General features: G+C 53.9%; 16 protein-coding genes. 6 read left to right on the forward strand and 10 right to left on the reverse strand.

Going from position 1 to position 22,803, the window contains the following annotated elements:
- The first annotated feature begins 4 nt into the window (after window positions 1–4).
- A complete protein-coding gene (thiL, locus tag DYY88_RS06015; RefSeq protein WP_039726002.1) occupies window positions 5–1,003 on the forward strand; it encodes a thiamine-phosphate kinase in 999 nt (332 codons plus the stop codon).
- Between the two features lie 226 nt (window positions 1,004–1,229).
- Here the strand turns inward: thiL and nblR are convergent, their stop codons facing one another.
- From nblR to glmM, 6 genes are all read right to left on the reverse strand, one after another.
- Window positions 1,230–1,925 (reverse strand): response regulator transcription factor NblR, encoded by a 696-nt coding sequence (nblR, locus tag DYY88_RS06020; protein ID WP_039726003.1) that lies wholly within the window; start codon window positions 1,923–1,925, stop codon window positions 1,230–1,232.
- A gap of 169 nt (window positions 1,926–2,094) precedes the next feature.
- On the reverse strand, window positions 2,095–3,012 hold the full coding sequence (locus tag DYY88_RS06025) for an NAD(+) kinase (protein ID WP_039726004.1): 918 nt from the start codon (window positions 3,010–3,012) through the stop codon (window positions 2,095–2,097).
- A 313-nt stretch (window positions 3,013–3,325) separates the two neighbouring features.
- Complete coding sequence (locus DYY88_RS06030) at window positions 3,326–4,717, reverse strand: RuBisCO small subunit-like domain-containing protein (protein ID WP_242517574.1); 1,392 nt, start codon at window positions 4,715–4,717, stop codon at window positions 3,326–3,328.
- Window positions 4,718–4,752: 35 nt separating this feature from the next.
- Window positions 4,753–5,424: a response regulator transcription factor gene (locus DYY88_RS06035; protein WP_039726005.1), complete on the reverse strand. Its 672-nt coding sequence runs from the start codon at window positions 5,422–5,424 to the stop codon at window positions 4,753–4,755.
- A gap of 332 nt (window positions 5,425–5,756) precedes the next feature.
- Window positions 5,757–7,673 (reverse strand): ATP-dependent zinc metalloprotease FtsH, encoded by a 1,917-nt coding sequence (gene ftsH, locus DYY88_RS06040; RefSeq protein ID WP_039726006.1) that lies wholly within the window; start codon window positions 7,671–7,673, stop codon window positions 5,757–5,759.
- A 570-nt stretch (window positions 7,674–8,243) separates the two neighbouring features.
- Complete coding sequence (glmM, locus tag DYY88_RS06045; RefSeq protein WP_039726007.1) at window positions 8,244–9,686, reverse strand: phosphoglucosamine mutase; 1,443 nt, start codon at window positions 9,684–9,686, stop codon at window positions 8,244–8,246.
- Between the two features lie 121 nt (window positions 9,687–9,807).
- Here glmM and DYY88_RS06050 point away from each other — a divergent pair, with 121 nt between their 5' ends.
- From DYY88_RS06050 to DYY88_RS06065, 4 genes are all read left to right on the forward strand, one after another.
- Window positions 9,808–10,266, forward strand: a complete 459-nt coding sequence (locus tag DYY88_RS06050) for a DUF309 domain-containing protein (protein ID WP_044151096.1) — start codon at window positions 9,808–9,810, stop codon at window positions 10,264–10,266.
- 161 nt (window positions 10,267–10,427) lie between these two features.
- Window positions 10,428–10,976: an LptA/OstA family protein gene (locus tag DYY88_RS06055; protein ID WP_201278963.1), complete on the forward strand. Its 549-nt coding sequence runs from the start codon at window positions 10,428–10,430 to the stop codon at window positions 10,974–10,976.
- Window positions 10,977–11,279: 303 nt separating this feature from the next.
- Window positions 11,280–12,008 carry an LPS export ABC transporter ATP-binding protein gene (gene lptB / locus DYY88_RS06060; RefSeq protein ID WP_039726008.1) on the forward strand — a complete coding sequence of 243 codons (729 nt, stop codon included), beginning with the start codon at window positions 11,280–11,282 and terminating at the stop codon, window positions 12,006–12,008.
- 52 nt (window positions 12,009–12,060) lie between these two features.
- Entirely contained in the window at window positions 12,061–13,257 is a 1,197-nt protein-coding gene (locus DYY88_RS06065; RefSeq protein WP_084607005.1) for an LptF/LptG family permease, read from the forward strand.
- Window positions 13,258–13,325: 68 nt separating this feature from the next.
- Here the strand turns inward: DYY88_RS06065 and DYY88_RS06070 are convergent, their stop codons facing one another.
- Window positions 13,326–13,862, reverse strand: a complete 537-nt coding sequence (locus DYY88_RS06070) for a hypothetical protein (RefSeq protein ID WP_052288290.1) — start codon at window positions 13,860–13,862, stop codon at window positions 13,326–13,328.
- Between the two features lie 217 nt (window positions 13,863–14,079).
- Here DYY88_RS06070 and dxs point away from each other — a divergent pair, with 217 nt between their 5' ends.
- A complete protein-coding gene (gene dxs, locus DYY88_RS06075) occupies window positions 14,080–16,002 on the forward strand; it encodes a 1-deoxy-D-xylulose-5-phosphate synthase (RefSeq protein ID WP_039726009.1) in 1,923 nt (640 codons plus the stop codon).
- Window positions 16,003–16,160: 158 nt separating this feature from the next.
- Here the strand turns inward: dxs and DYY88_RS06080 are convergent, their stop codons facing one another.
- From DYY88_RS06080 to DYY88_RS06090, 3 genes are read right to left on the reverse strand one after another with little or no spacing between them, the layout of a single operon-like run.
- A complete protein-coding gene (locus DYY88_RS06080; protein WP_039726010.1) occupies window positions 16,161–17,432 on the reverse strand; it encodes a sensor histidine kinase in 1,272 nt (423 codons plus the stop codon).
- Between the two features lie 16 nt (window positions 17,433–17,448).
- Complete coding sequence (locus DYY88_RS06085; RefSeq protein WP_044151098.1) at window positions 17,449–19,224, reverse strand: putative bifunctional diguanylate cyclase/phosphodiesterase; 1,776 nt, start codon at window positions 19,222–19,224, stop codon at window positions 17,449–17,451.
- Between the two features lie 42 nt (window positions 19,225–19,266).
- Window positions 19,267–22,365, reverse strand: coding sequence for a GAF domain-containing protein (locus DYY88_RS06090; protein ID WP_044151099.1), 3,099 nt, complete (start codon window positions 22,363–22,365; stop codon window positions 19,267–19,269).
- Window positions 22,366–22,803: the final 438 nt, after the last annotated feature.

The raw sequence follows: 22,803 nt of genomic DNA on the forward strand, positions 1-22,803 counted from the left end.
ATGCATGAGTCAGCCAACTGTGGCTGAACTGGGTGAGCTGGAGTTGCTAAAGCGGCTCCAGCCTTTTTGTGAGTCCGCGTTGATCGGAGATGATGCGGCGGTATTGCCACCTCGATCGCAGGCCACGGTCATCACCACCGACATGCTGGTGGATGGGGTGCATTTTAGCGATCGCACTACGCCCCCTCAGGCGATCGGGTGGCGGGCGATCGCGGCCAATCTGTCTGACCTGGCGGCGATGGGCTCAGTCCCGACTGAAATCACCGTCGGACTGGCGCTCCCTGGTCACACCCCAGTCCATTGGGTCGAGCAGGTCTATGAGGGCATGGCCGCTTGCCTCCGGCAATATGGCGGCAAGATTGTCGGTGGCGATGTGGTGCGATCGCCTCAACCCGTTATCGCCATCACTGCGTTGGGCACCGTGGCACCCCAGCGCGTCATCCGGCGCGATCGTGCCCAGCCGGGTCAGGTCATCCTCGCCACGGGTTGGCACGGAGCCTCACGGGCGGGGTTAGAGCTACTGTTGCAACCAGACTTGCAAACGCCGCTCTCAGCCAGCGATCGCCAAACATTTATTCAGGCCCACCAGTATCCAGTGCCACGGCTCGACATTGTGGAGTTGTTTGACGCTCTGGAAGATGACGAATTTGGGGCGATCGCGGGTATGGATAGCAGTGATGGTTTGGCCAATGCCGTGCTCTGGCTCTGCCAAGCGAGTGGCGTGGGGGCGCAGTTGATGCGATCGCGTTTACCGCTGCCCCAGGCTTTCACTCCCTGGCTCAGCGATGCCACCGCCCTCGACTGGTGCCTCTACGGCGGCGAAGACTTTGAGCTAGTGCTGTGTCTGCCTGCTGAAATTGCCTTGGAACTTTTGCCCGTGCTAGGTTCGCAAGCCAGCATCATCGGCACGGTGGCAGCTAGCCCTGAAGTGTTGCTAATGGATGACGTGGGCGATCGTTCCCCGCTGACGCTCACCTGGGAGAGCTGTTTTCAGCATTTTTAACCGAGTCAGGCCAGGTTACCGGAACCAGGTATCGCGGCGCAGATAGCTTCGCTCATCTCTTTGACAGAAAACGAGGGGCCGACAAAACTAGAATTTTATAAAATCCCAGTTTTGTCGCACAGGCAAGATGCCTGCGCCGGGACAGCCGAGACGGCTGTCCACACTTAGATTTAACATCCATGTTTTCAACTTTTGGACTCTCTGCACTTAACTGCGAATTTTTATATCAGCTTTCGCGCAAGACGTAGCCCACGCCGCGCACCGTCTGAATGAGCCGTTTATCGTTATCGCTGTCAATTTTGAGTCGCAGGTAACGCACATACACCTCAATCACGTTGGACTCGCCAACAAAGTCATAGCCCCACACGTTTTCCAAAATTTGTTCCCGCGCCAGCACCTCTCGCGGATGCTCCATCAGATATCGCAACAATTCAAATTCTTTGGTGGTCAATTCGATCAGACGGTTATTGCGGGATGCCGTGCGCGTGCCGACATCGAGCGTGAGGTCAGCAAAGCGCAGTTGCTCGGCAGTGGTATCACCGGGTTGCAGGTAAATCTGCACAATCTTCAAAAAGGCATCCGCCTGATACGGTTTTAGGCAGTAATCGTCAGCCCCAGCTTCTAAACAAGCAATGCGATCGTCCAAGGTATCGCGGGCCATCAGCATCAACACTGGCATACAAAATTGCTCGCTGCGCAGCTTTTGACACACCGCCAGCCCTGATTCGCCATCCAACAAGCGATCGATGATGATGAGATCCGGACGCGATCGCTGCGCTTGGGCCAACCCGCGCTCCCCAGTGGTTGCCGTACTCACCCCATACCCCGCCTCGGCCAAGTCATGGCGCACCCGCTCGGTTAGATCAGCATTCGCGCAGATCAGTAAAACCTGTGGCACCGCGTCAATCGCATTACTGTCCATACTGCTAGGACTCCCAACCCGGTCGGTAACGATAGTTCAACCTGTCATGTGGGCAAAGTGACCCCGCCTGCGCGGAGCATCGACGATTCAGCCATCCATAGTAGCTGAAGTAGCCAAGTTATGAACTCTATACCATGGGCGATCGCCCTACCAATGGCGCCCAACGCCCCTAAGGCAACTCCACCGAAGTCGGCTTGGCAATATGGGGCAATCCCCAGCCCAACTTTTCACGCAGCACGCGAAAGAACTCCGGCGATCCCAACCGAATGAACTTGGCAGGATAAGGCGAGGGCTCCGTCGCCACCCAATCTTCCGGCATCACATAAGAGCCCGCATTGCCATCCACTACCATGACCAGCGGGTCAGTATTTGCCGCCGTAATCTTGACCGGCTCCGAATCGGGGAAAACAATGCCCCGTGAGGCCAGCGAATGCGGACAGATGGGAATCAACTGCGTCACCGAAACCCCGGGCGTAATGACCGGACCACCGGCCGATAGCGAATAGGCCGTAGAGCCAGTGGGGGTTGAGATAATCACGCCATCCGCCGCGATATCCACCGGCGCATGATTGCCCACCGACACCTCAAAATGGCACATGCTGGTCAGTGGCTCCCGATGCAAGACCATCTCATTCAGACAGAGCGCTTCCCAGACCGTATTCTCACCATGGCAGACCTTGACCACAATCATCGAACGTTCTTCGACACGGTAATCGCCCGCCAGCACCTGCTCCATTGCTTTGGGCAACTGGTTCAGATACGCTTCCGTCAAAAAGCCCATGTGTCCGGTGTTGACGGTGAGCAGGGGAATGCCAGCTGGGGCCACCTGCCGAAATGCCGATAACACTGTGCCGTCGCCCCCTAACACCACCGCAAATGCCATGTCTTCGTCAAAGTGCGGGGGAATAAGACTGTCAACTGGCGTGTGACAGATGGGGCGGGTAGGACTGGAATAGCCCAACAACCCTCCCAAACCATTAGCCATGTGCACTTCACAGCCTTGCACAGTCAATTTCTCACGCCAGAGAGCAGCCGCTTCTTGAGCGGCTGGCTTCATGTCATTGAAAATAATCCCAACCTTGGGCACGCGTCACGTCCAGAGGGTCTAAACAAAACTTGAGTGGCGACCTGTAGGTCCAGCCGCTCCGTTGGCAAAACTCAGCCACAATTCTGTCATTGCTGCCGAAATTTGCCTATCTCATTAGGCTACCGCCTTTTTTGCCTGGTTGCTAAGCGATGGCAAAATTCGTTTTGATGCCGATCCCCTCGCACCGGGTTCCCAAGCCTCACTGAGCACAAAAGCGTCAGAGCTCACACAATCCGGTTGTCTATGGCGGCATTAGGTTCAGGGGCGTTACAAGATCAGTCACCACTCTTCCCAGCATCCCTGTATCGGTGGCTCAAACGGCTCCCGCAGGCTCCCCTGGCCGTTGAATGATTTCTTCCAATACCCGTTGTCGATTTTTCGGATCGACACCAATTAGCCGCACATACTCATCGGGGAAACTCACCAAACACTGCTCTAGCGCAGCGATCGCTTCGTCGGGATTCTGAGTATTGATTGTGGCGCAACTCTGCCACGAGTTGGTACGAAAGCGACGCTGATCCACATGTTCGGTGCTGATACGGTAGCCCTGTTGCAACAGCGACTGCACATGGCGGACAGTCTCGGTTGATAACGCTGCCGTTGGCCCCGCAGGAGTTGGCGCTGATGGGGGCACCGACATCGTTGTTGGCGCATCCCCTGGTGCAGGAACCGGGGCAGCGGTTGCCTCATAAGCCCGGTAAAAATTGTCCGTTGGCATCGCCGCCGCCGTTTTGGCAGGCGATCGCTCCCGCAGTGCCCGATTATATTGATCGGCTAAACGCATTTCTTGCAGATGGCGCTGCTCGTTCACCATCTGCTGGCCGACCTCTAGCAGGTGCTCCAGGGAAAACTGCGGCTGGGGAAAATGGAGGGGTTCTGCTGCATTGACCACTCGACTCGATACCTTTTGAATGCCGACGGAGTGGATAAAGTCGCGCACCTGCTCGTCGTAAATTCGCGCCCGCAATGCGCCATAAAAATCAACCGCCTGCTGGGGAAACGTATCTACCAATTGCTCAATCGCCGCGGCCCCCAAATTGTCTGGCGCAAAAATCCCCCCCACAATGCCAATGCGATCGCGGCGATCGGGCTGCCAGTAAAACTTTTCCATGCGGCCATCCCGCACGAGGGGTTCATACAGCGTGGCAAAGTCGTTGCCTGTGACGATGATCGGTACTCGCTGAATGGGCTTATCGTCATAGCTGCCGGGCAACTGCACATTAGTCGGATTGTCGGCGATATTCATCAGCGTGTTATTCACCAACTGGGTGTTGACGGTATATTGCGTCATCGCATCAAACCGACCCGCACCCGCATCCAGATCGTTGATCATCAGGACGGCCATCACACCCCGCACTCGCACCAGTTCCGCCGCTTCGCGATAGCGCAGGCGGATGAGTCGCGCCGGATCGCCCGCATCAGGACTCTCCAACTCTCCGCCGGAAATGTGAACGACTTCAATGCCCATCTGCTCGTAAACCAGGTCACACTGAAAGGTTTTGCCCTCGCCCTTACGTCCGTGGACGCCCAAAATGAGCGGTACTCTGACCCCATCCAGATTGAGATAGTTTTTAGTGATGTGAACCGCGAGTTTGTCTAAAAAGCGCGGTGAAATGTAGTAATCCATGAGCCGTTGAGAAGTCAGGCGATCGCCAACTGCTACGCAAATGCAGCAGCCTGATCCATTATCCCGGGTGGACGCCACGCCGTGACCGATCATTACTGGAATTCAGCGATGATTTATTCGACCAAGTGATGATCCATGGCAAACCGCACGAGTTCAGCCCGGTTGCTGGTGTCAGTTTTGCGTAGCAGATTGGTGACGTATTTTTCAATCGTGCGAGGACTGAGGAAGAGAGTAGCGGCGATTTGCGCGTTCGACATCCCCTCAGAGAGCAAGTCTAATACTGACTGCTCTCGATCAGTAAGTGAAAAATGGTCATCCAGCAGTGGTGCAGCCACCGACACTGAAGCGGCATGGGCGGCGACAGGGACCGGTTCTGGCACTTGCTGATATTGCAACCAGGCAGTTTGAATAAGCTGCGATCGCGCCAGCAGATTTTTGACGACAGCGCCAATTTCTGGCAGTTCAAACGGCTTCTCAATATACACATCACAGCCCGACTGATAGCCCTGCACCCGCTCTTGGGTTTGGGTCCGGGCTGTCAAAAAGATGACGGGCAATAATCGCCAGGCAGGTTGCTGCCGCAGGCTTTTTAAGAATGCAAAGCCGTCGATGCGCGGCATACTAATGTCGGTAATGACGAGTTGCGGCTGACACTGACTAATCAGCTCCAACGCTTTCCAGCCATCTTCGGCTATGACGACGATATAGCCCTCTAGCTCGAGATAATCTTTGAGCGAGAGTCGGATACCCTCATCATCGTCTACTACTAAGATTGTGAGCGGCATAGGCTTGAGCAGCGCAGCAACAAATCGAACATTTAGATAACTTCTCTGTAACTACAGGCTAAAGGCTTCAGAGAAACTTATTGTGTATTTGTTGCTGAAGTTCAATAAACTTTTTGTGGCATGGTAAGCGCAGAGCGCTGTGGCGATCGCGATTCGCTCACCGCGACTTCAGATCTCATTGGTTCATAGCTGACCAGCGCTATCATCCGTCTTCTCACCATGCAGGACAAGAAACCCATTGCTGGATGGGCGAAACGGTGACGATCCCACACGGGGAGAAAGTTTCTCTGGTGGGTGAGATCGCCTGCACAGCATCGACGCATGGATTATCGCTAAACAGCTGCCGGTGACTCCTGAGTTTGCTTTTTGGGAATATCCGTGTACTTTTCAACGATTTGACGGAATTCATCCCCATCCATCGTTTCAATCTCTAGTAGCCGATCCACCAGATAATCAATTAGTTCGCGATTGTCGCGCAACATGCCACGGGCGCGATTGTAAGCCTGTTGGGCAATTTCCCGAACTTGTTTATCAATCTTGGAAGCCAGCTCTTCCGAATATTCGGAGCGGGGCATCATGTTGCGCCCCAAAAAGACTTCATTACCCATGCTTTCCAGAGCGACTGGCCCCAAATCCGACATGCCGTACAGGGTCACCATTTGTCGGGCCAGGTTAGTCACCTGCTTAATATCGCCGCCCGCTCCGGTGCTGATTTCTAAATCGCCAAACACTTCTGCCTCAGCCGCTAAGCCCCCCAGGGCAACCGTAATGCGATCGAGTAGCCAGTTGCGCGTATACAGACCACTATCAATCACATCTTCATCCGGTAAGGACTGGGTGAAGCCTTCGACGCCGCCGGAACGAGGAATGATGGTGACTTTATTGAGAGCGTCGGCATGTTCTAACAGCGTCGTCAGCAGCGCGTGGCCGACTTCGTGATAGGCGGTCATTTTCTTGCGATTGCTATCCAGCAACGGCGTGAGGCTCAAGCCAATGGTCAACCGATCAATGGCGTCTTCCACGTCCTGCATGGTGATGGCTTCTTTGCGACGACGGGCAGTGAGAATAGCCGCTTCGTTCAACAAGTTCGCCAGTTCTGCGCCCGAAAAGCCGGGGGTGCGGCGAGCGATCGCCTCCATCGACACTTCCTCGGCAATCTTTTTGTTGCGGGCATGCACCTTCAAAATTTCCAGCCTGCCCCCGTAGGTCGGCAAATCGACAATCACCTGCCGGTCAAACCGCCCCGGTCGCATGAGGGCCATATCCAGCACATCCACCCGGTTGGTGGCGGCGATGACAATGACACCGCTATTGCCCTCAAAGCCATCCATCTCGGTCAGCAGCTGATTGAGAGTCTGTTCACGTTCATCATTACCACCGCCGATGCCCGTGCCCCGCTGTCGTCCCACCGCGTCAATCTCATCAATAAAGACGATACAGGGTGCATTTTCTTTCGCTTTTTTGAACAGATCGCGCACTCGCGAAGCGCCGACCCCAACAAACATTTCCACAAATTCCGAACCAGAAATGCTGAAGAAGGGTACCGCTGCCTCGCCCGCGATCGCTTTCGCCAGCAGCGTTTTACCGGTGCCAGGAGGGCCAACTAGCAAGACTCCACGGGGAATTTTGGCCCCGATGGCCGTGAATTTCTCGGGATTCTTCAAAAACGAGACGACTTCTTGCAGCTCTTCTTTGGCTTCTTCGATGCCTGCGACATCGTCAAACTGCACACCCGTTTTGGCTTCCATCTGGAACCGGGCACGCGATCGGCCAAAACTCATGGCTCCACCGGCATTGTTGGCCGTCCGGCGCAAAATCAACAGGAGGCCAAACAGCAGCAGCATGATCAGCAGCGTGTTGGTGGCAATCCAAGCGAGGGCGTTGCCGCCGCCCTCGGGCTCGATCTCAACATCAACGTCTTGAGCCCGCAACCGTTGAATCAGCTCTGGGTTGTTGGCATCCCCCTCAAATAACACCACTTCTTGGGGCGGATCATCTTCACCGTCGCTTTTCAGCACTACATCGGCTGTATTGGTATTGGGGTTGATATCAACCTGCTCAACCTGCCCCGAATCAACCAACTCTAGAAATTCGCCGTAGGTCAGCTGGTCGTCTTCCTCAGTTTGAGCCAACACTGGCGGCAAAGCAGCCAAGCTTTGCATCAAAAACCAGGTCGTCGTCAACAGGCCAGAAGCCGTTACTTGAGCAGTCCGCCGGAAAAGAGAGGGTTGACGCAAACGGTTTGCCATAAAACGTGCCTTTAATCTTCGTATCTGCGAGAATCCGTCCGTCCCTTGAGCAAGGGGGAAATGATTGGTCAGGGCTCAGAAAGCCTGATCATCCCCTAGTGTAATCGGTCTGCTGGGGACTGTGTCGCCATCGGCGAGGTTAGAACTGGGCTCACTGACCACCGCTCTAAAATGAATCACGATTTCTGGCTAGGGGAACGAACGGTAAAGCTTTACCCAAACTTCATGACAGTTCATCGTCCGTTCATAAATCCTTTATTCATAAAAATATTTGGATTTTGACTACCGACCGATAATAGAACGTAGACTGCGCAGTCACCATGATGACTGGCACAGGAGCTGTCTAGCAATGAAACGATTGTTGGAAAAAGTTTGGCAGAAAATGATCGGCATAATTGCAGCGGAAGTGCCTACTGCGATCGCCACCTGTGAATTTGACTGCCGAGCGCTAAGCTGTAACGCCCAGCATTGGGCCAATTGTCCCTATCGCCAATCCAAATAAGACGCGATCGCTCACTCGCCGCGCATTAAGCGATCGCGCTGATGGAGGCCCACAATGCCCTGTCTTCCCTAAACTGCCAGGTGTTGCCGCACCGCTGCCGCAATGTGATCTGTCCAATGATCGACTAAGGGCTGCTGCTCCGCCTCGACCATGACCCGAATCAGCGGTTCAGTGCCCGATGGCCGCACCAACACGCGCCCTAGAGCGCCCATGTCGGCTTCTGCCTGAGCAATGGCCTGCACCACTGGATCACAAGCTTGCCAGTTTTTGCGGCGATCGCGATCTTCGACGCGAATATTGTCCAGACGTTGGGGATAGGTGGTGAAACTTTGATCCACCAAAGCCGCTAGAGACCCCCCGACTTTTTGCACCAAATCGGCCAGGTGCAGCGCCGTCAAAATACCATCGCCAGTGAGACTGTAATGGTGGCAGAGAATATGGCCGGATTGTTCGCCTCCCAGTTTGGCGCCCCGGTCAACCATTTCGGCGTGAACGTGCTGGTCACCGACCTGGGTGCGCAACAGCTCACCACCGAGAGCGTTCCAAGCCCGCTCAAAACCGAGGTTAGCCATGACGGTGGAAATGATCAGGTTATTGGGCAGACGCTGTGAGTCTTTCAGCAGCTTGCCCCAGAAATAGAGGATGTAGTCGCCATCCACAATGCGCCCTTGACCATCGACGGCAATCACGCGATCAGCGTCGCCGTCAAAAGCAAAACCAATGTCGGCTTGATGCTCACGGACGGCAGCTTTCAGAGGCTCCAAGTGGGTGGAACCGCAATTAACATTGATGCGATCGCCGTCAGGCAACCCATGAATGCCAATGACTTCTGCCTGAGTACTGTCAAACGCCTGCGTGGCAATGCCCGCCGCTGCGCCCCAGGCCATATCCAGCACAATCTTCAACCCGCTCAAATTCAGATTAGGCAACGGTTGCCGCAAAAAATCCAGATATTGCCCCACCAGTTCTGGGCGATGGTGCCACTGTCCCCAAGCCGTAACGAGCGTTGGGTGAGGGGCTTCTAACCCCCGGAGCGATCGCTCGATATGCTGCTGTACAGCCGTCGGCAATTTGGTGCCCTCGGGGCCAAAAAACTTGATGCCATTATCTTGAGGCGGGTTATGGCTGGCCGAAATCATCACGCCCCCGATCGCCCCAACCGCTGGGGTCAGATTCGCCACAGCAGCGGTGGGACACAATCCTAAATTCCACACTTCCAACCCCGCCGAAGTGAGACCCGCCGCCAACGCTGATGACAGCATATGCCCAGAGTTGCGAGAATCTTGGCCCAGTAAAATGGGGCCCTGAGCGCCATAGTGCTGCTGCAACACCTGCCCCGCCCAGTAACCGATTTGGGTCGCTAGAGGCGCATTCAATAGCTCGCCGGCCTGCCCCCGGATACCATCGGTGCCAAATAATTGGGTCTGGGGCAAGTCGAGAGTCTGCCAACCCAAGCCTGGGGGCAACGAAAACTGTTGGCGACTCGCCGGTCGCGCTGGGGTGCTTACCATAAAACTGACTCCTCACACACTCATCAGTGGAGAATACCACCTCTGCTTAACAATCTGTAGTTTGCTGGCAGAATGCTCGATCTGATCAGAGGATGAGAGGGCTCACCCATTGCATAGATCGATGCCTTCAGAACCGCTACAGACTGACGATGCCCAACTACATACAGGTATCCAGCAATTCAATCAGGGCGATTACTATGCTTGTCATGACACGCTGGAAGCCATTTGGATGGAGGCCGAAGTCCCTGAAAAGCCTTTTTTTCAAGGCATTTTGCAGCTAGCCGTCGCGCTCTACCATCTCGGCAACCAGAATTGGCAAGGCACCGCTATCTTGCTCGGCGAGGGCATCAGACGGCTCGAACCCTTTGAGCCGCAGTATCGCGGCGTCGATGTCACCCCATTATTAGACTGTGCCAGTGCTTGGTTAGAGGCAGTGCAACAACTCGGCGTTGAGCAAGTGGGAAACCTGGCTACAGCCTTACAACACAGTCAACTGGGTCAAACCACGACGTTGGCGGCCATCTCCTTGCCGCAGTGGCAGATTCACTATGATCATCCTGCCGACTCGACGACAGATTGAATGTCATCAAGTGTCTACATAATTGGCAGAATAGAGCAGCGATCGCACAAAAATTAATACGGATGCGCTGTCCTCAGCCGGAACTGAGAATAATGAGGTAGCGTCTTTAACCATTACTATTTGAGAGGCGAAGAATGGTCGCTCAGGCCGGGATGTTAACCATGAGGCACAGACAATCATTGAAGCGGCGATGGCGATCGCTGGCGGCGGTTGCCACCCTAGGCGGGCTGGGATTCTGGCTCGCGATCGCACCCGCTCCCCATCCCCGAGCTTTGGCACAGAGCGCCAATTCCGGGGTCATTACCTTGCGAGCCGACATTCAAGAGGCCAATGCGAATACTGGAGTCATCGTGGCCCGCGGCAATGTGCGCATCGATTATCCCGCCCGGGATATTGTCGCAACCTCGGCACAAGCTCAATATTTCAGTAACGAAAACCGCATGATCCTCAGCGGCAACGTTGTGGTGCTGCAAGAGGGCAACCGCCTACAGGCCGAGGTGGTGACCTATCTGGTGGATGAGGGACGGTTTATCGCGATGCCTCAACCGAACCAACAAGTTGAGACCACTTACATCATTCAAGACAACCCCACCACGCCGACGGGCGACAGTACAGAAGAGGATGCGGCAGCCACGGCTGACGAGACAGCCCCAGACGAGACTCTCCTCATCGCGCCTTTAGAACAGCCTGCAATGCCGAATCCGGAGTAAGGGAGCGATCGCATGGCAGCCTGCTTGCCGCTGGCTCAGTGAGCAGGCACGCTAGCTAGCCTCTTGCGGCTGTCAAGGTCACTCCCTTGATTGCAGAGGTACGGTGCATCAGGCAATGGGCGATCGCACCCCCGTTATGATCCCGGTGACGGGTCTAGCCATCCCTGGTCATCCAAACCAGTCCCCTCGCCCCCGTACCTTTTACCAGAGTTGCCCCATAACCCAACATTTCCCTCAACCAAAGGAAAGCGCTTTGATAAAATCGGAGCTAAGCCTTGATCATTCCACTGGATACCAAGTCCTTTGAAAATCATTCTGGAAAATGTAGAGAAGACTTACGGCAAGCGGCAAGTCGTTCACCAAGTTAGTTTGTCAGTGGGCCAAGGCGAAGTCGTGGGGTTATTGGGACCCAACGGCGCGGGCAAGACCACCACCTTTTATATGGCGACTGGACTGGAACGCCCGGATATGGGGCGAGTCTGTCTGGATCAAATTGATATTACTGACTTGCCCATGCACCAACGAGCCCGCCTGGGCATTGGCTACTTAGCTCAAGAACCGAGTATTTTTCGTCACCTATCGGTGCAAGATAATTTGCTATTGGTCATGGAGCAAACGAGCGTCCCCTCGCATCTGTATCAAGCCAAGCTCAACAACTTGCTCAAAGAGTTTCGCTTAGAAACGGTCGCCAAAACTCAGGGTAATCTAGTGTCTGGCGGGGAGCGCCGCCGCACCGAACTGGCCCGCGCCCTGGCGGCGGGCGAAGAAGGTCCCCGATTCCTGTTTTTGGACGAACCCTTTGCCGGGGTTGACCCCATTGCAGTGACGGAAATTCAAGGGATGGTGGCGCAATTACGCGATCGCGGCATTGGCATTCTCATCACCGACCACAACGTGCGGGAAACCCTGCAAATCATTGATCGCGCCTACATCATGAGCGAAGGACGCATTCTCGCCTCGGGCACCGCCGAAGATCTCTACAACAATCCCCTAGTCCGGCAACATTATCTAGGAGAGGATTTCAAGCTCTAGATTTGCCTGGTTTAGCCACAGCCGTTTAACTTGCATCCCTGCTAACTTCCCTATGGACACGCCCCTTTCTAAATCCTCCGTGCCGCAGCCCGTGCGCAACCCGCTCGACTGGCTGCAAGTCTCCGTCATGGACGGATATATCGTGCGCGAGATTCTCATGCCATTTTTATTTGGCGTGGGGGCGTTTTCCTCCATTGGAATTTCCGTCGGGGCGCTGTTCGAACTCATTCGTCGGGTGACTGAGTCGGGGCTCTCCCTCGGGTTAGCCATGCAGATTTTTGTCTTAAAGCTGCCCGAGTTCATCGTTTTAGCGTTTCCGATGTCGACGCTGTTGGCAACGATGATGGCCTACAGCCGTCTCTCTGCCGATAGTGAACTCATTGCCCTGCGCGGCTGTGGCGTCAGTGTGCGGCGCATGATTGCCCCAGCGATCATTTTCAGCATCGCTGTTACCGGCGTCACGTTTGCCTTTAATGAATTGATCACACCCGCTGCTAACTACCAAGCCGATATCACCCTCGATCGCGCCCTCAATTCCGAGCGTCCCCCTTTTCGCGAACGCAACATTTTATACCGCGAGTTTGAAGATATCGACGGCGATGGTGACGGTGACGACGATGAACAGCGCATGAGGCGGCTATTTTACGCTGAGAGTTTCGACGGCGAGCGCATGTATGAGGTCACCGTGCTCGACTATTCCCAAACGGGATTGAGTCAGATTGTGAGTGCCGACTCCGCTATTTTTAATGTCGACGAAAAAACTTGGGACTTTTATGACGGCACCCTGTATGCAGTGTCGCCCGATGGCTCGTTTGGCCAAACCATCACCTTTGACACCCAAGAAATTCAGTTGCCCAGTACGCCGTTCGACATCGCCAACCGGACTAAAGGGGATGAAGAGATGAACATCGCCGAGGCCTCACGGTATCTCGACGAAGTCATTATGAAAACCGGCGATGAGAAAGAAATCCGTACGTTCAAGATCCGGATTCAGCAAAAGTATTCGCTGCCGTTTGTCTGTGTAGTGTTTGGCTTAGTCGGAGCCTCGCTAGGGGTGCGCCCACAGCGCACTGGCAAAGCTACGAGCTTTGGTATTAGCGTCATTATCATTTTCAGCTATTACCTGATTGCCTTCATTTCCAATGCCATGGGTGAGGTGGGCATCTTCTCACCGGTGATTTCTGCCTGGCTACCGATCTTCCTGTTTCTCGGAGTTGGCGTACTCCTGCTCCAGCAAACCTCTAATTAATTAGAAACTACCAGCGCTGCCAAGCGGATATGGCTGACAGCACTGGTAGCATTGCCCATGCGATCGGACTAATTCATTGGGATGTAAGTCGGGGCGACGTTTTCGGGCCGATATCCCGCCGCGATACAGGTCGCGAGCGAGTCTTCGGTGGCATACCCCAGCTCATCCGCAATACCGGTGACGCAGGCAGCATAACGCTCGGGCAAGATGGTGCGATGGCAATGGTCGAGCACCGATTGGGAATCAACCACGGTCAAATCACCGTGAATTGTGGCGACACAAGAGGCCACCTCGTCGGGGCGGCGATCGCGGCTACAAGCTGACAGCGCTGCCGTCGGCGTCACATCCGCCGCCGCCAGTACCCCAGCAACACAGCCAGAAACTTCGGTGGGACGATAGGCATTGGCACAAGCGATCGCGGCTGCCTCAGCGCTCACCCCAGCATCCAGCAATTCACTGGCGCAAGCCCCATAATTTTGGTCAGTAGCTTGGGCCTGGGCAGCCGTCGCCAAAAGGGGCACCGTCCCCGCAGAAAATAAAGCGCCAGCGACAAACGGTATCACGGGCCACTGGAAAAGTTGCACAGTCCGAGAAGAATGAATCATGACAGAAGATTAACGGTTTTATCAGTTGATTAACGGTTGAATTAAGCCCTGTCAGCAAAAATTAAGGCTAATTTACGATATTTGAGGTCTTCTGTTTCCAAAACCTCCCCCTTATTCCACCACAAACCGACCGTTTTGGAATGAGGGCGGCGACACTAATCTTCTACAGTAGAAGTTAGCTAACACGTTACCTACGTAAACCTGAGGGTATCTCGCTATGCATTTGAGTGACGTAACTCATCCAAACCAACTCCACGGTTTGTCCGTTCATCAACTAGAACAGATCGCGCGGCAAATTCGAGAGAAGCACCTAGAAACTGTCGCCACCAGTGGTGGACATTTAGGGCCGGGTTTGGGAGTCGTCGAACTAACGTTGGCACTGTATCAAACGCTCGATCTAGACCACGACAAAGTCGTTTGGGATGTGGGCCATCAGGCTTATCCGCATAAGCTCATCACCGGACGCTACAACGATTTCCATACTCTGCGGCAAAAAGATGGAGTCGCGGGCTATCTCAAACTTTCCGAAAGTCCGTTTGACCACTTTGGGGCGGGCCACGCTTCAACGAGTATCTCTGCCGCCCTCGGCATGGCTCTGGCGCGTGACTTACAAGGCGATGATTTTAAGGTGGCGGCCATTATCGGTGACGGCGCTCTGACCGGCGGCATGGCCTTAGAAGCCATCAACCACGCGGGGCACCTGCCCAATACGCGCTTGCTGGTAGTGCTGAACGACAATGAAATGTCGATTTCGCCCAATGTGGGAGCAATTCCGCGCTACTTAAATAAGATGCGCCTCAGCCCACCCATGCAGTTCCTCACTGATAATTTGGAAGAGCAATTTAAGCATCTGCCATTTGTCGGCGATTCCCTCACGCCGGAACTGAGCCGGGTGAAAGAAGGCATGAAGCGGCTCGCTGTGCCCAAAGTCGGAGCCGTTTTTGAAGAGCTGGGCTTTACCTACATGGGGCCAGTGGATGGGCACAACCTGGCGGAACTCATCAATACCTTTAACGAAGCGCACAAAATCGAAGGACCAGTGCTGGTGCATGTGGCCACAGTGAAAGGCAAAGGGTATGCGATCGCCGAAGAAGATCAAGTCGGCTATCACGCCCAAAATCCTTTCGATTTAGCCACGGGCAAAGCGAAGCCTTCGAACAAACCGAAGCCGCCCAAATATGCCAAAGTCTTTGGCAATACTCTGACCAAAATCGCGGAAGACAACCCCAAAGTTGTCGGCATTACCGCCGCTATGGCGACCGGGACGGGCTTGGATATCCTCGCGAAAAAGCTGCCCAAACAGTACATCGACGTGGGCATTGCCGAACAGCACGCCGTCACCCTTGCAGCTGGTCTCGCGGCTGAAGGCATGCGCCCTGTCGCCGCCATTTACTCCACCTTTTTGCAGCGGGCGTTTGACCAGATTATTCATGATGTCTGTATTCAGAAACTACCCGTCTTTTTCTGCCTTGACCGGGCGGGCATTGTGGGCGCTGATGGCCCCACCCACCAGGGCATGTACGACATTGCCTATCTGCGCTCCATCCCTAATATGGTGCTGATGGCACCGAAGGATGAAGCCGAACTTCAGCGCATGATGGTGACGGGCATCAACTACACCGCTGGCCCGATCGCAGTGCGATATCCGCGCGGCAATGGCGTTGGCGCCCCGCTGATGGAAGAAGGCTGGGAACCCCTGCCGATTGGTAAAGCCGAACGGCTGCGGAGCGGTGATGACGTGCTGATTTTGGGCTACGGCTCGATGGTGTATCCCGCCATGCAAACCGCCGAAATCCTGAGTGAGCATGGCATTCAGGCAACCGTCGTGAATGCTCGCTTTGCTAAGCCCATTGATGAAGAGCTGATTTTGCCGTTGGCGAAACAGATTGGTCGCGTCGTCACCATGGAAGAAGGCTGCACCATCGGTGGTTTTGGTAGCGGGGTTGCGGAAGCCCTGTTGGATGCGCAGGTACCGGCCCAAGTCGTGCGCCTGGGAGTGCCTGATGTGCTGGTGGACCATGCCACGCCGGATCAGTCCAAAGCCACCTTGGGGCTGACGCCGTCACAAATGGCTAGCACCATTCTTGAAAAGTTCCAAATGGCGGAGCTATCAACCAACACGTTGCAGAAAGCTCAGTAATGGGCGATCGCTAACCGCCCAACGCAAAACTACATCAATATTGAATCGGGGAGCGAAATGTTCGCTCCCTTATTTTTTGGCGCTGATGAGCGTCGCTCATGCCCCAAGTATCCCATTGCCCCAGCCAAGAGTCGGCTCCCAATAAAGGGGAACGCAGTCTAAGCCTGAGTAACGGGCAACGTCACTATAAACTCGGTGCCGGTGGCAACAGAGCTATGGAAGGTCAGAGTGCCATGGTGAACGTCCGTCACAATGCGGTAGCTCGTCGTTAGCCCCAGTCCTTTCGCTCCCACTGGCTTAGTACTAAAAAACGGCTCGTACACCCGAGTTTGAATTTCGTCAGGAATCCCGCCGCCAGTGTCAGCGATCGCAATTTGGACTTGGCTAGGATTGAGCTGCTGCGTACGGAGGGTGATAGAAGGAACGACACGCTCATCCTCCTCGGACAAAGGAGACGCCCATAAAACATCGATGCTGTCGATCGCATTTTCCAACAAATCTAAAAACACTTGCCCGATCAGTTTGGCCTCGCAAGCGACTGGAGACAGCGATTGATATTGACAATCCACCTTAATTTCTGGACGTTGATTGGTTTGCCGAAAACGCGGTTTTAGCAAGATTAATAGACTATCTAAGGTTTGCTGCAAGTCAATCTCTTTGACACCCGCTTCACCATGATGCGAGAAAGTTTTCAGTGCCTGCACAATCTTTTCAATGCGCTCTGCTCCCACCTGCATCGAATCCATCAAACTAGGAAAATCATCGAGCGTAAACTCAATCTCTTCGGCCACCTGATCAGAAATGGTCGTGGGCGCAACGGTGCGATATTGCTGAATCGCCTGCTTTAACGTCTGAAAATAATCCTGCGCATGAGATAGGTTGCCGATAATAAAGCTGACCGGGTTATTAATCTCATGAGCAACCCCGGCGATCAAATTTTCTAACGCCGCCATCTTTTCTTGCTGGATGATCTCGGCTTGATTCTCTTTCCAATATTGCAGCGCAGTCTCTAACACTTGGTTCTGATTAGCCAGCTGCTGATTCAGTTTGGCAATGGATAGCTGTGTGCGAATACGGCTGACAATTTCGGCCTGTGCAAAGGGTTTCGAAACGTAATCTACCGCCCCCAAGTCAAACGACTTAACCTTATCAGTCACATCATCCAGCGCACTCAAAAAGATGACGGGAATATTGCGGCTTGCTTCACAGTCTTTTAAGCGCCGACAGACTTCATAGCCATCCATTTCTGGCATGTTAATGTCGAGCAGAATCAAATCGGGCGGGTTAGCGGCGACCGACATTAAAGCCAGATTGCCGCTGACCGCTTGTCGCACGGCAAAACCTTCATCCTTTAGGATTTCAGACAACAAGCGAATGTTATCTGGCACGTCATCCACAATTAAAATACTGTCTGCCGCGTTTCCTGACATCCTAATGAGTCAAACCTCAAAATCTTGCAATCTGTTGAATCACTTGCTCGGCAGATGCGGGTTTACCAAACCAAAACCCTTGCCCTGAGTCGCAGCTTAAACTTTTCAGGAGTTGTAGCTGATCGGTCGTTTCAATGCCTTCTGACACAGTGGTCATATTCAAGCTGTTAGCCATACTGAGGATGGCGGCAATAATCTGGAAGTCACGATCTTTTTGCGAGAGTCGACTGATGAAAGAGCGATCGATCTTCAGCGTTTTGACGGGCAATTTATGCAGATAGCTGAAGGATGAATATCCGGTGCCAAAGTCATCAATGCAGAGGTGAAAACCCTGATCTGCCAAAGCTCGAATAACATCGGTTGCCAGAACATTATCTAATAAAGCAGTCTCGGTAATTTCGAGCCTTAGATGCTTGGGTAACAAGCCATAGCGATTCAAGAGTTGTGCTAACTCTTGGGGCAGAGTAGACTGCGTAATCTGCGAGACCGATAGGTTAAAAGCAAGGTAAAAATCTTCACCGACTTGGCCCTGCTGACGCCATTCGCACAGTTGTTGGCAGGCGGCTTCGAGCAGTTGTTTGCCAATTGGTAGCAGCAGACTGGTTTCCTCAGCCACAGACATAAATGTGTGGGGTAGGAGTAAGCCGCGCTCAGGGTGCTGCCAGCGCATGAGCACTTCGAAACCAATGGGCTGATCAGTGGCGAGGTCAACGATGGGTTGATAGTGGGGCTGAAACTCTTGGGCCGTGATGGCGCGGTTAAGGTCGGCTTCAATTTGCAACAGCTCGATGCTGGCCTGCTGCATGATGGGATTAAAAATGCTGTAACAGCCTTTGCCGTTGGCTTTAGCGTTATACATGGCGATATCGGCATCGCGCAAAATGTGCTCGGGCTGCTGATGTTGCACAGGATTACTCAAGACAATGCCCACACTGAGGCTAATAAACGCTTCGCCGTGGGGTAGCTGGAAACCAGGGCGAATTACATTGATCAGTTTTTCGGCACAAGCGATCGCCGCCGCTTGGGACTCGACTTGTGACAGCAACACCACAAACTCATCGCCACTAAAGCGGGCCAAGACATCTTCTGGGCTCAACTCACGACTCAACCGCTCAGCGACTTGAATCAGCACTTGATCACCCACAAAATGGCCATACGAGTCGTTGATGAGCTTGAAGCGATCGCAATCACAAAACAACACCGCAAACTGGTAGTCAGGATCCCCTTGGACGGCTTCTAACAGTCGCGTGATCGATTCCATCAGGAGCGATCGGTTCGCTAAACCGGTGAGTTGATCGTGATAAGCCGCCTGGGTCAATTGGGCATTCGCAAGTTGCAGCGCTTTAGTGCGATCTTTGATCACTTGCTCTAGGGTCAATAGGGTTTGTCGGGCAAGCACCTGATTGCGCACTCGCACCAAGACCTCGGCCATTTGAAAGGGCTTCGTAATGTAGTCAACGCCGCCCACCTCAAAAGCTTTGACTTTATCGAACGCATCGCTGAGAGCACTGAGAAAAATGATCGGCACATCCGCGGTCACCTCATCGGCTTTCAGCTGTTTGCACAGGGTGTAGCCGTCCACTTCGGGCATACAGATATCAAGCAGGACAACGTCTGGCAACATGGCCTGAATTGCAGTTTTGGCCATTGCCGCATTGACGGCTTTGCGAACACTGTAGCCATTGGTTTCTAAAATTTCAGAAAGCAGGGCGATATTTTCGACAGTGTCATCAACGATCAAGATATCGGCCTGTAACGGGGCAGCCAGAGTCTTCTGCAGGGTAGTAGTCATCAACTTTGCTCGAGGCGAAAATTTAGAATCAGAGGAACGTCGCTATTTCACTTTCTCTTCAGATTCTTCTAGCAAGCCTAGAACTTGGTCGAATCTGAACACATCTGTAAGTTGGTAGAGTTTGTCAGCTAGCATCGAATAATCTGAATGAATTTGTTCGATCAGGGTGCGGATTGCCGTATCGCTACAGCGGGTAGCCGCCTGCCGTAATTGCTCACGCCACTCTGGTGACATCGCAGCGAGGCTCTTGATGAGCGCATCGGTGTTAGTCGCCGCCGCTTCAGCAGGGGCAGAGATGGGGGCGTCAGTGACATAGCGATATTGCAAATTCAGATGCGTTTTCATCAAATTAAATAAATCCTTGGCCTGAAAGGGTTTGCGCAAAATCGCGTCGCAACCGGCAGCGATAATATCGGCATGGCTCTCTTCAAAGGCGGTGGCAGTGAGGGCCAAAATCACGGTAGGAGGGAGTTGACGATCGCGCTCTAACTGACGAATGCGGCGGGTGGCGGCGTAACCATCCATCACGGGCATACGCATATCCATCCAGATCAGGTGGGGCTGCCAGTCTTGCCACAGGGCGATCGCTTCTTCCCCGTTGACGGCCTCACGAATCTCAAAATTGAGGGGGGTGAGCACATCCAGCAGCAGCACCCGGTTAATCGCGTTGTCTTCAACTACGAGGCAACGCAACCGGGGTTGTCCAGGGGCTAACCCCGTCACGTCATGATGGGCGATCGGTTCCTCTTCTAGGGCCGGGGTCATGGTTGGCGCGACCTGAATCGTGAACGAGAAGCGAGTGCCCTGACCTAACTCACTGGTGACCTGGAGTTCCCCCCCCATTTCTTGCACATATTGTTGACAGAGGGCGACGCCGAGCCCAGTGCCCTGGCCTGATTGCAGCCCCGATTGGGTTTGCTGAAACGGGGCAAACAAAGCGTCGATTTCTTCGGCAGAGATGCCCATGCCGGTGTCTTCGACGGTGAATTGTAAGACGATCGCTGCCGCCGGCTGCTCACGGGGGCGATCGTCCGCCACGACCGCCGCCTTGAGGCGCACATAGCCCGACTGTGTAAACTTGATGCCGTTGCTCAACAGATTGAGCAAAATTTGCCGCAATTTACCTTGGTCGGTCAGCACATACTGCGGTAAGTCGGGCGCAAGGATGAGCTCCAACTGCAAGCCTTTTTTTTCTGCCTTGACTCGGAGCATGTCTTGCAGCGTGTGGAGCAACCGCAACAAGTTAAATTCTTCAGGATTGAGTTGGAACTTGCCCGCCTCAATTTTGGACATTTCCAGCACGTTATTGATCAGGCCAAGCAGGTGTTCACCACTGTTGTTAATAATCTCGACGTAGTTTTGTTGACGGCTGGGCAAAGTGGAGTTGCGCTGGAGCAATTGTGAAAAACCGAGAATCGCATTCAGCGGGGTGCGCAATTCGTGACTCATATTGGCCAAAAATTCACTCTTCGCCTGATTGGCTCGCTCCGATTCTTCTTTGGCGATCCGTAACGCTTGCGCTTGTTGGTGCGTGCGGGCAAATAAATCGGCCTGTTTAATAGCGATGCCGAGCTGGGTGCCAATCCGCGCCAACATTTCACATTCGCCCATTTGCCATTGGCGCGGGCCATCGTTTTGATAGCAAGCCAACAATCCCCACAATTGGTCATTTAAGAAAATGGGCACGATGACATATGCGCGGGCCTGAATCGCTTTGAGCAGATTGAGATAGCAATTGTTAAAGCCCTGTGCATACACATCTTCAACGGCAATGTAGTCGATGCCCTGGGCATAAATGCCGCCCTGGTTTTCTTGCAGATAGGTATCGCGGATGATCGTGGCATCGACCGCGAGGCGACCAGGAACGCATTGATCTTGCTGAAGCAGTTGCTCTTGCCAGGGACCCACACCCGTTTTTTGGAGGAGGGCTTGCCAGGGGACATCGACTGCCTCGGCGATGACTTCCCCACTCCAATCTGGTTGAAAGCGATACACGATCGCGCGATCGCACCCAATGGCTTGGCGCACCTCTTTGACCGTACTGCGAAAAATCACGTCGAGTTTCATGCTGCGGCGCATTCGTTGCAGCACTAGCGAAGTCGCTCGTTCTTGCTGAGCCACTTGGGCCAGTTGTAAGTTGCGCTGGCTCAGTTCCTCTGTCCGCTGAGCCACCTGCTGTTCCATACCGGCATAGGTAGCGCGCAATTCGGCTTCGGCCTGTTGGCGTTGCAGTTCGGCGGTGGCTCGCGCGGCAAAAATGCTCATGATGGCTGCAGCCTCATCCGGGCGCTGCAAAGGGCGATCGTGCACCACACAGAGCGTTCCGATCGCCTGGCCAGTATCGGTCAGTAACGGCACTCCCAGATAGGATTCCGCCTTGGCCTCAGCAAGTAAGCGCGAGTCGGGAAACTCAGTCTGAACCGCCGCTGGTAAGTAATACTGCTGCCCCGTCGTAATCACCCGGCTACAAGCCGTACCGGGCAGCGCCACCTGAAAATTTTCACAGACTTTGCCCTCGCCCCACACGGCCAGCGCCTGAACCGTGTCAGTGTCTGCCTGATATTCCGACACAAAGGCATAGTTCACTTTGAGGGCCTGCGCCATGTTTTTGACTAACGCCGCGAAGAATGCCTCTCCAGTGGCCGACGCCGTGCCCTCGACCAGGCGCTGCAACGTTTCTTGAGATTGTTGGCGGACAGTCATTTCAGCTTGTAATTGTTGATTGAGATCTTCTAGATCTTGGGGCGATCGCAGCGCCAAAAATTGCGGCATCCACTCCACCAGCTTGAGCGCCGTGACGACGGAAATGAACGCGGTCAACGCTCGCTCTGTCCCAGCGACCCAGTAGTTGGGAAACCACAGCACCCAAATATCCAACAGGTGCCCCACCCCGCAAAACGCAATAAAGGCCCCAAACAATAGGAACACCTGCGTAAACGGCGTATCGTGGCGGCGGCGGACGAAGTAAACCAGCATGATGGGGATCGAAAAATAGGCCAGCGCAATCAATACATCGCTCACCACATGCAACGTCACCAGAGGCGTTTGCCACAGATAGCAATGTCCATGGGGAATATAGGAATTCTGCAATTGCCCCAGCCAAGCGATAGTGCTCACCGCGCTCGCAGCCGCCCCAGCCATATGTTTCCAACCCTGTATGCAATAGTCTGGTCATAGGTTGCCCATTTGTGATGCCAGAGCTTGAATGTTACGAGCTATACCATCAGCTTACTGAGAAATCGGGCACACCACACAAATCATCTAGACGTTTTATGGCAGCCCAGAGGTTACCCGTGCTTTCGTCTATGGCAATCCGCAGCTATGGCAATCCGCAGTCAGGTGCCGAGAGCCCAAAAGTTTAAAGTATGAGCGTTGAATCGAAGTGTGGACAGCCGTCTCGGCTGTCCTAGGGCAAGCAAGATGCTTGCTCAACAAAACTTGGGTTGGATTTGAAAAATCCTGCTTCCTAACCTAAGCCCCTCGTTTGTCCGTCAAATCAATGAATGGAGCTATCTGCGCAGCGCTATATGGCAATCCGCAGTCAGGTACCGACAGGTAAGGGGCTGCGGAGATTTCTGA

The organism is Leptolyngbya iicbica LK (genome assembly GCF_004212215.1).
Classification (GTDB): domain Bacteria; phylum Cyanobacteriota; class Cyanobacteriia; order Phormidesmidales; family Phormidesmidaceae; genus Halomicronema; species Halomicronema iicbica.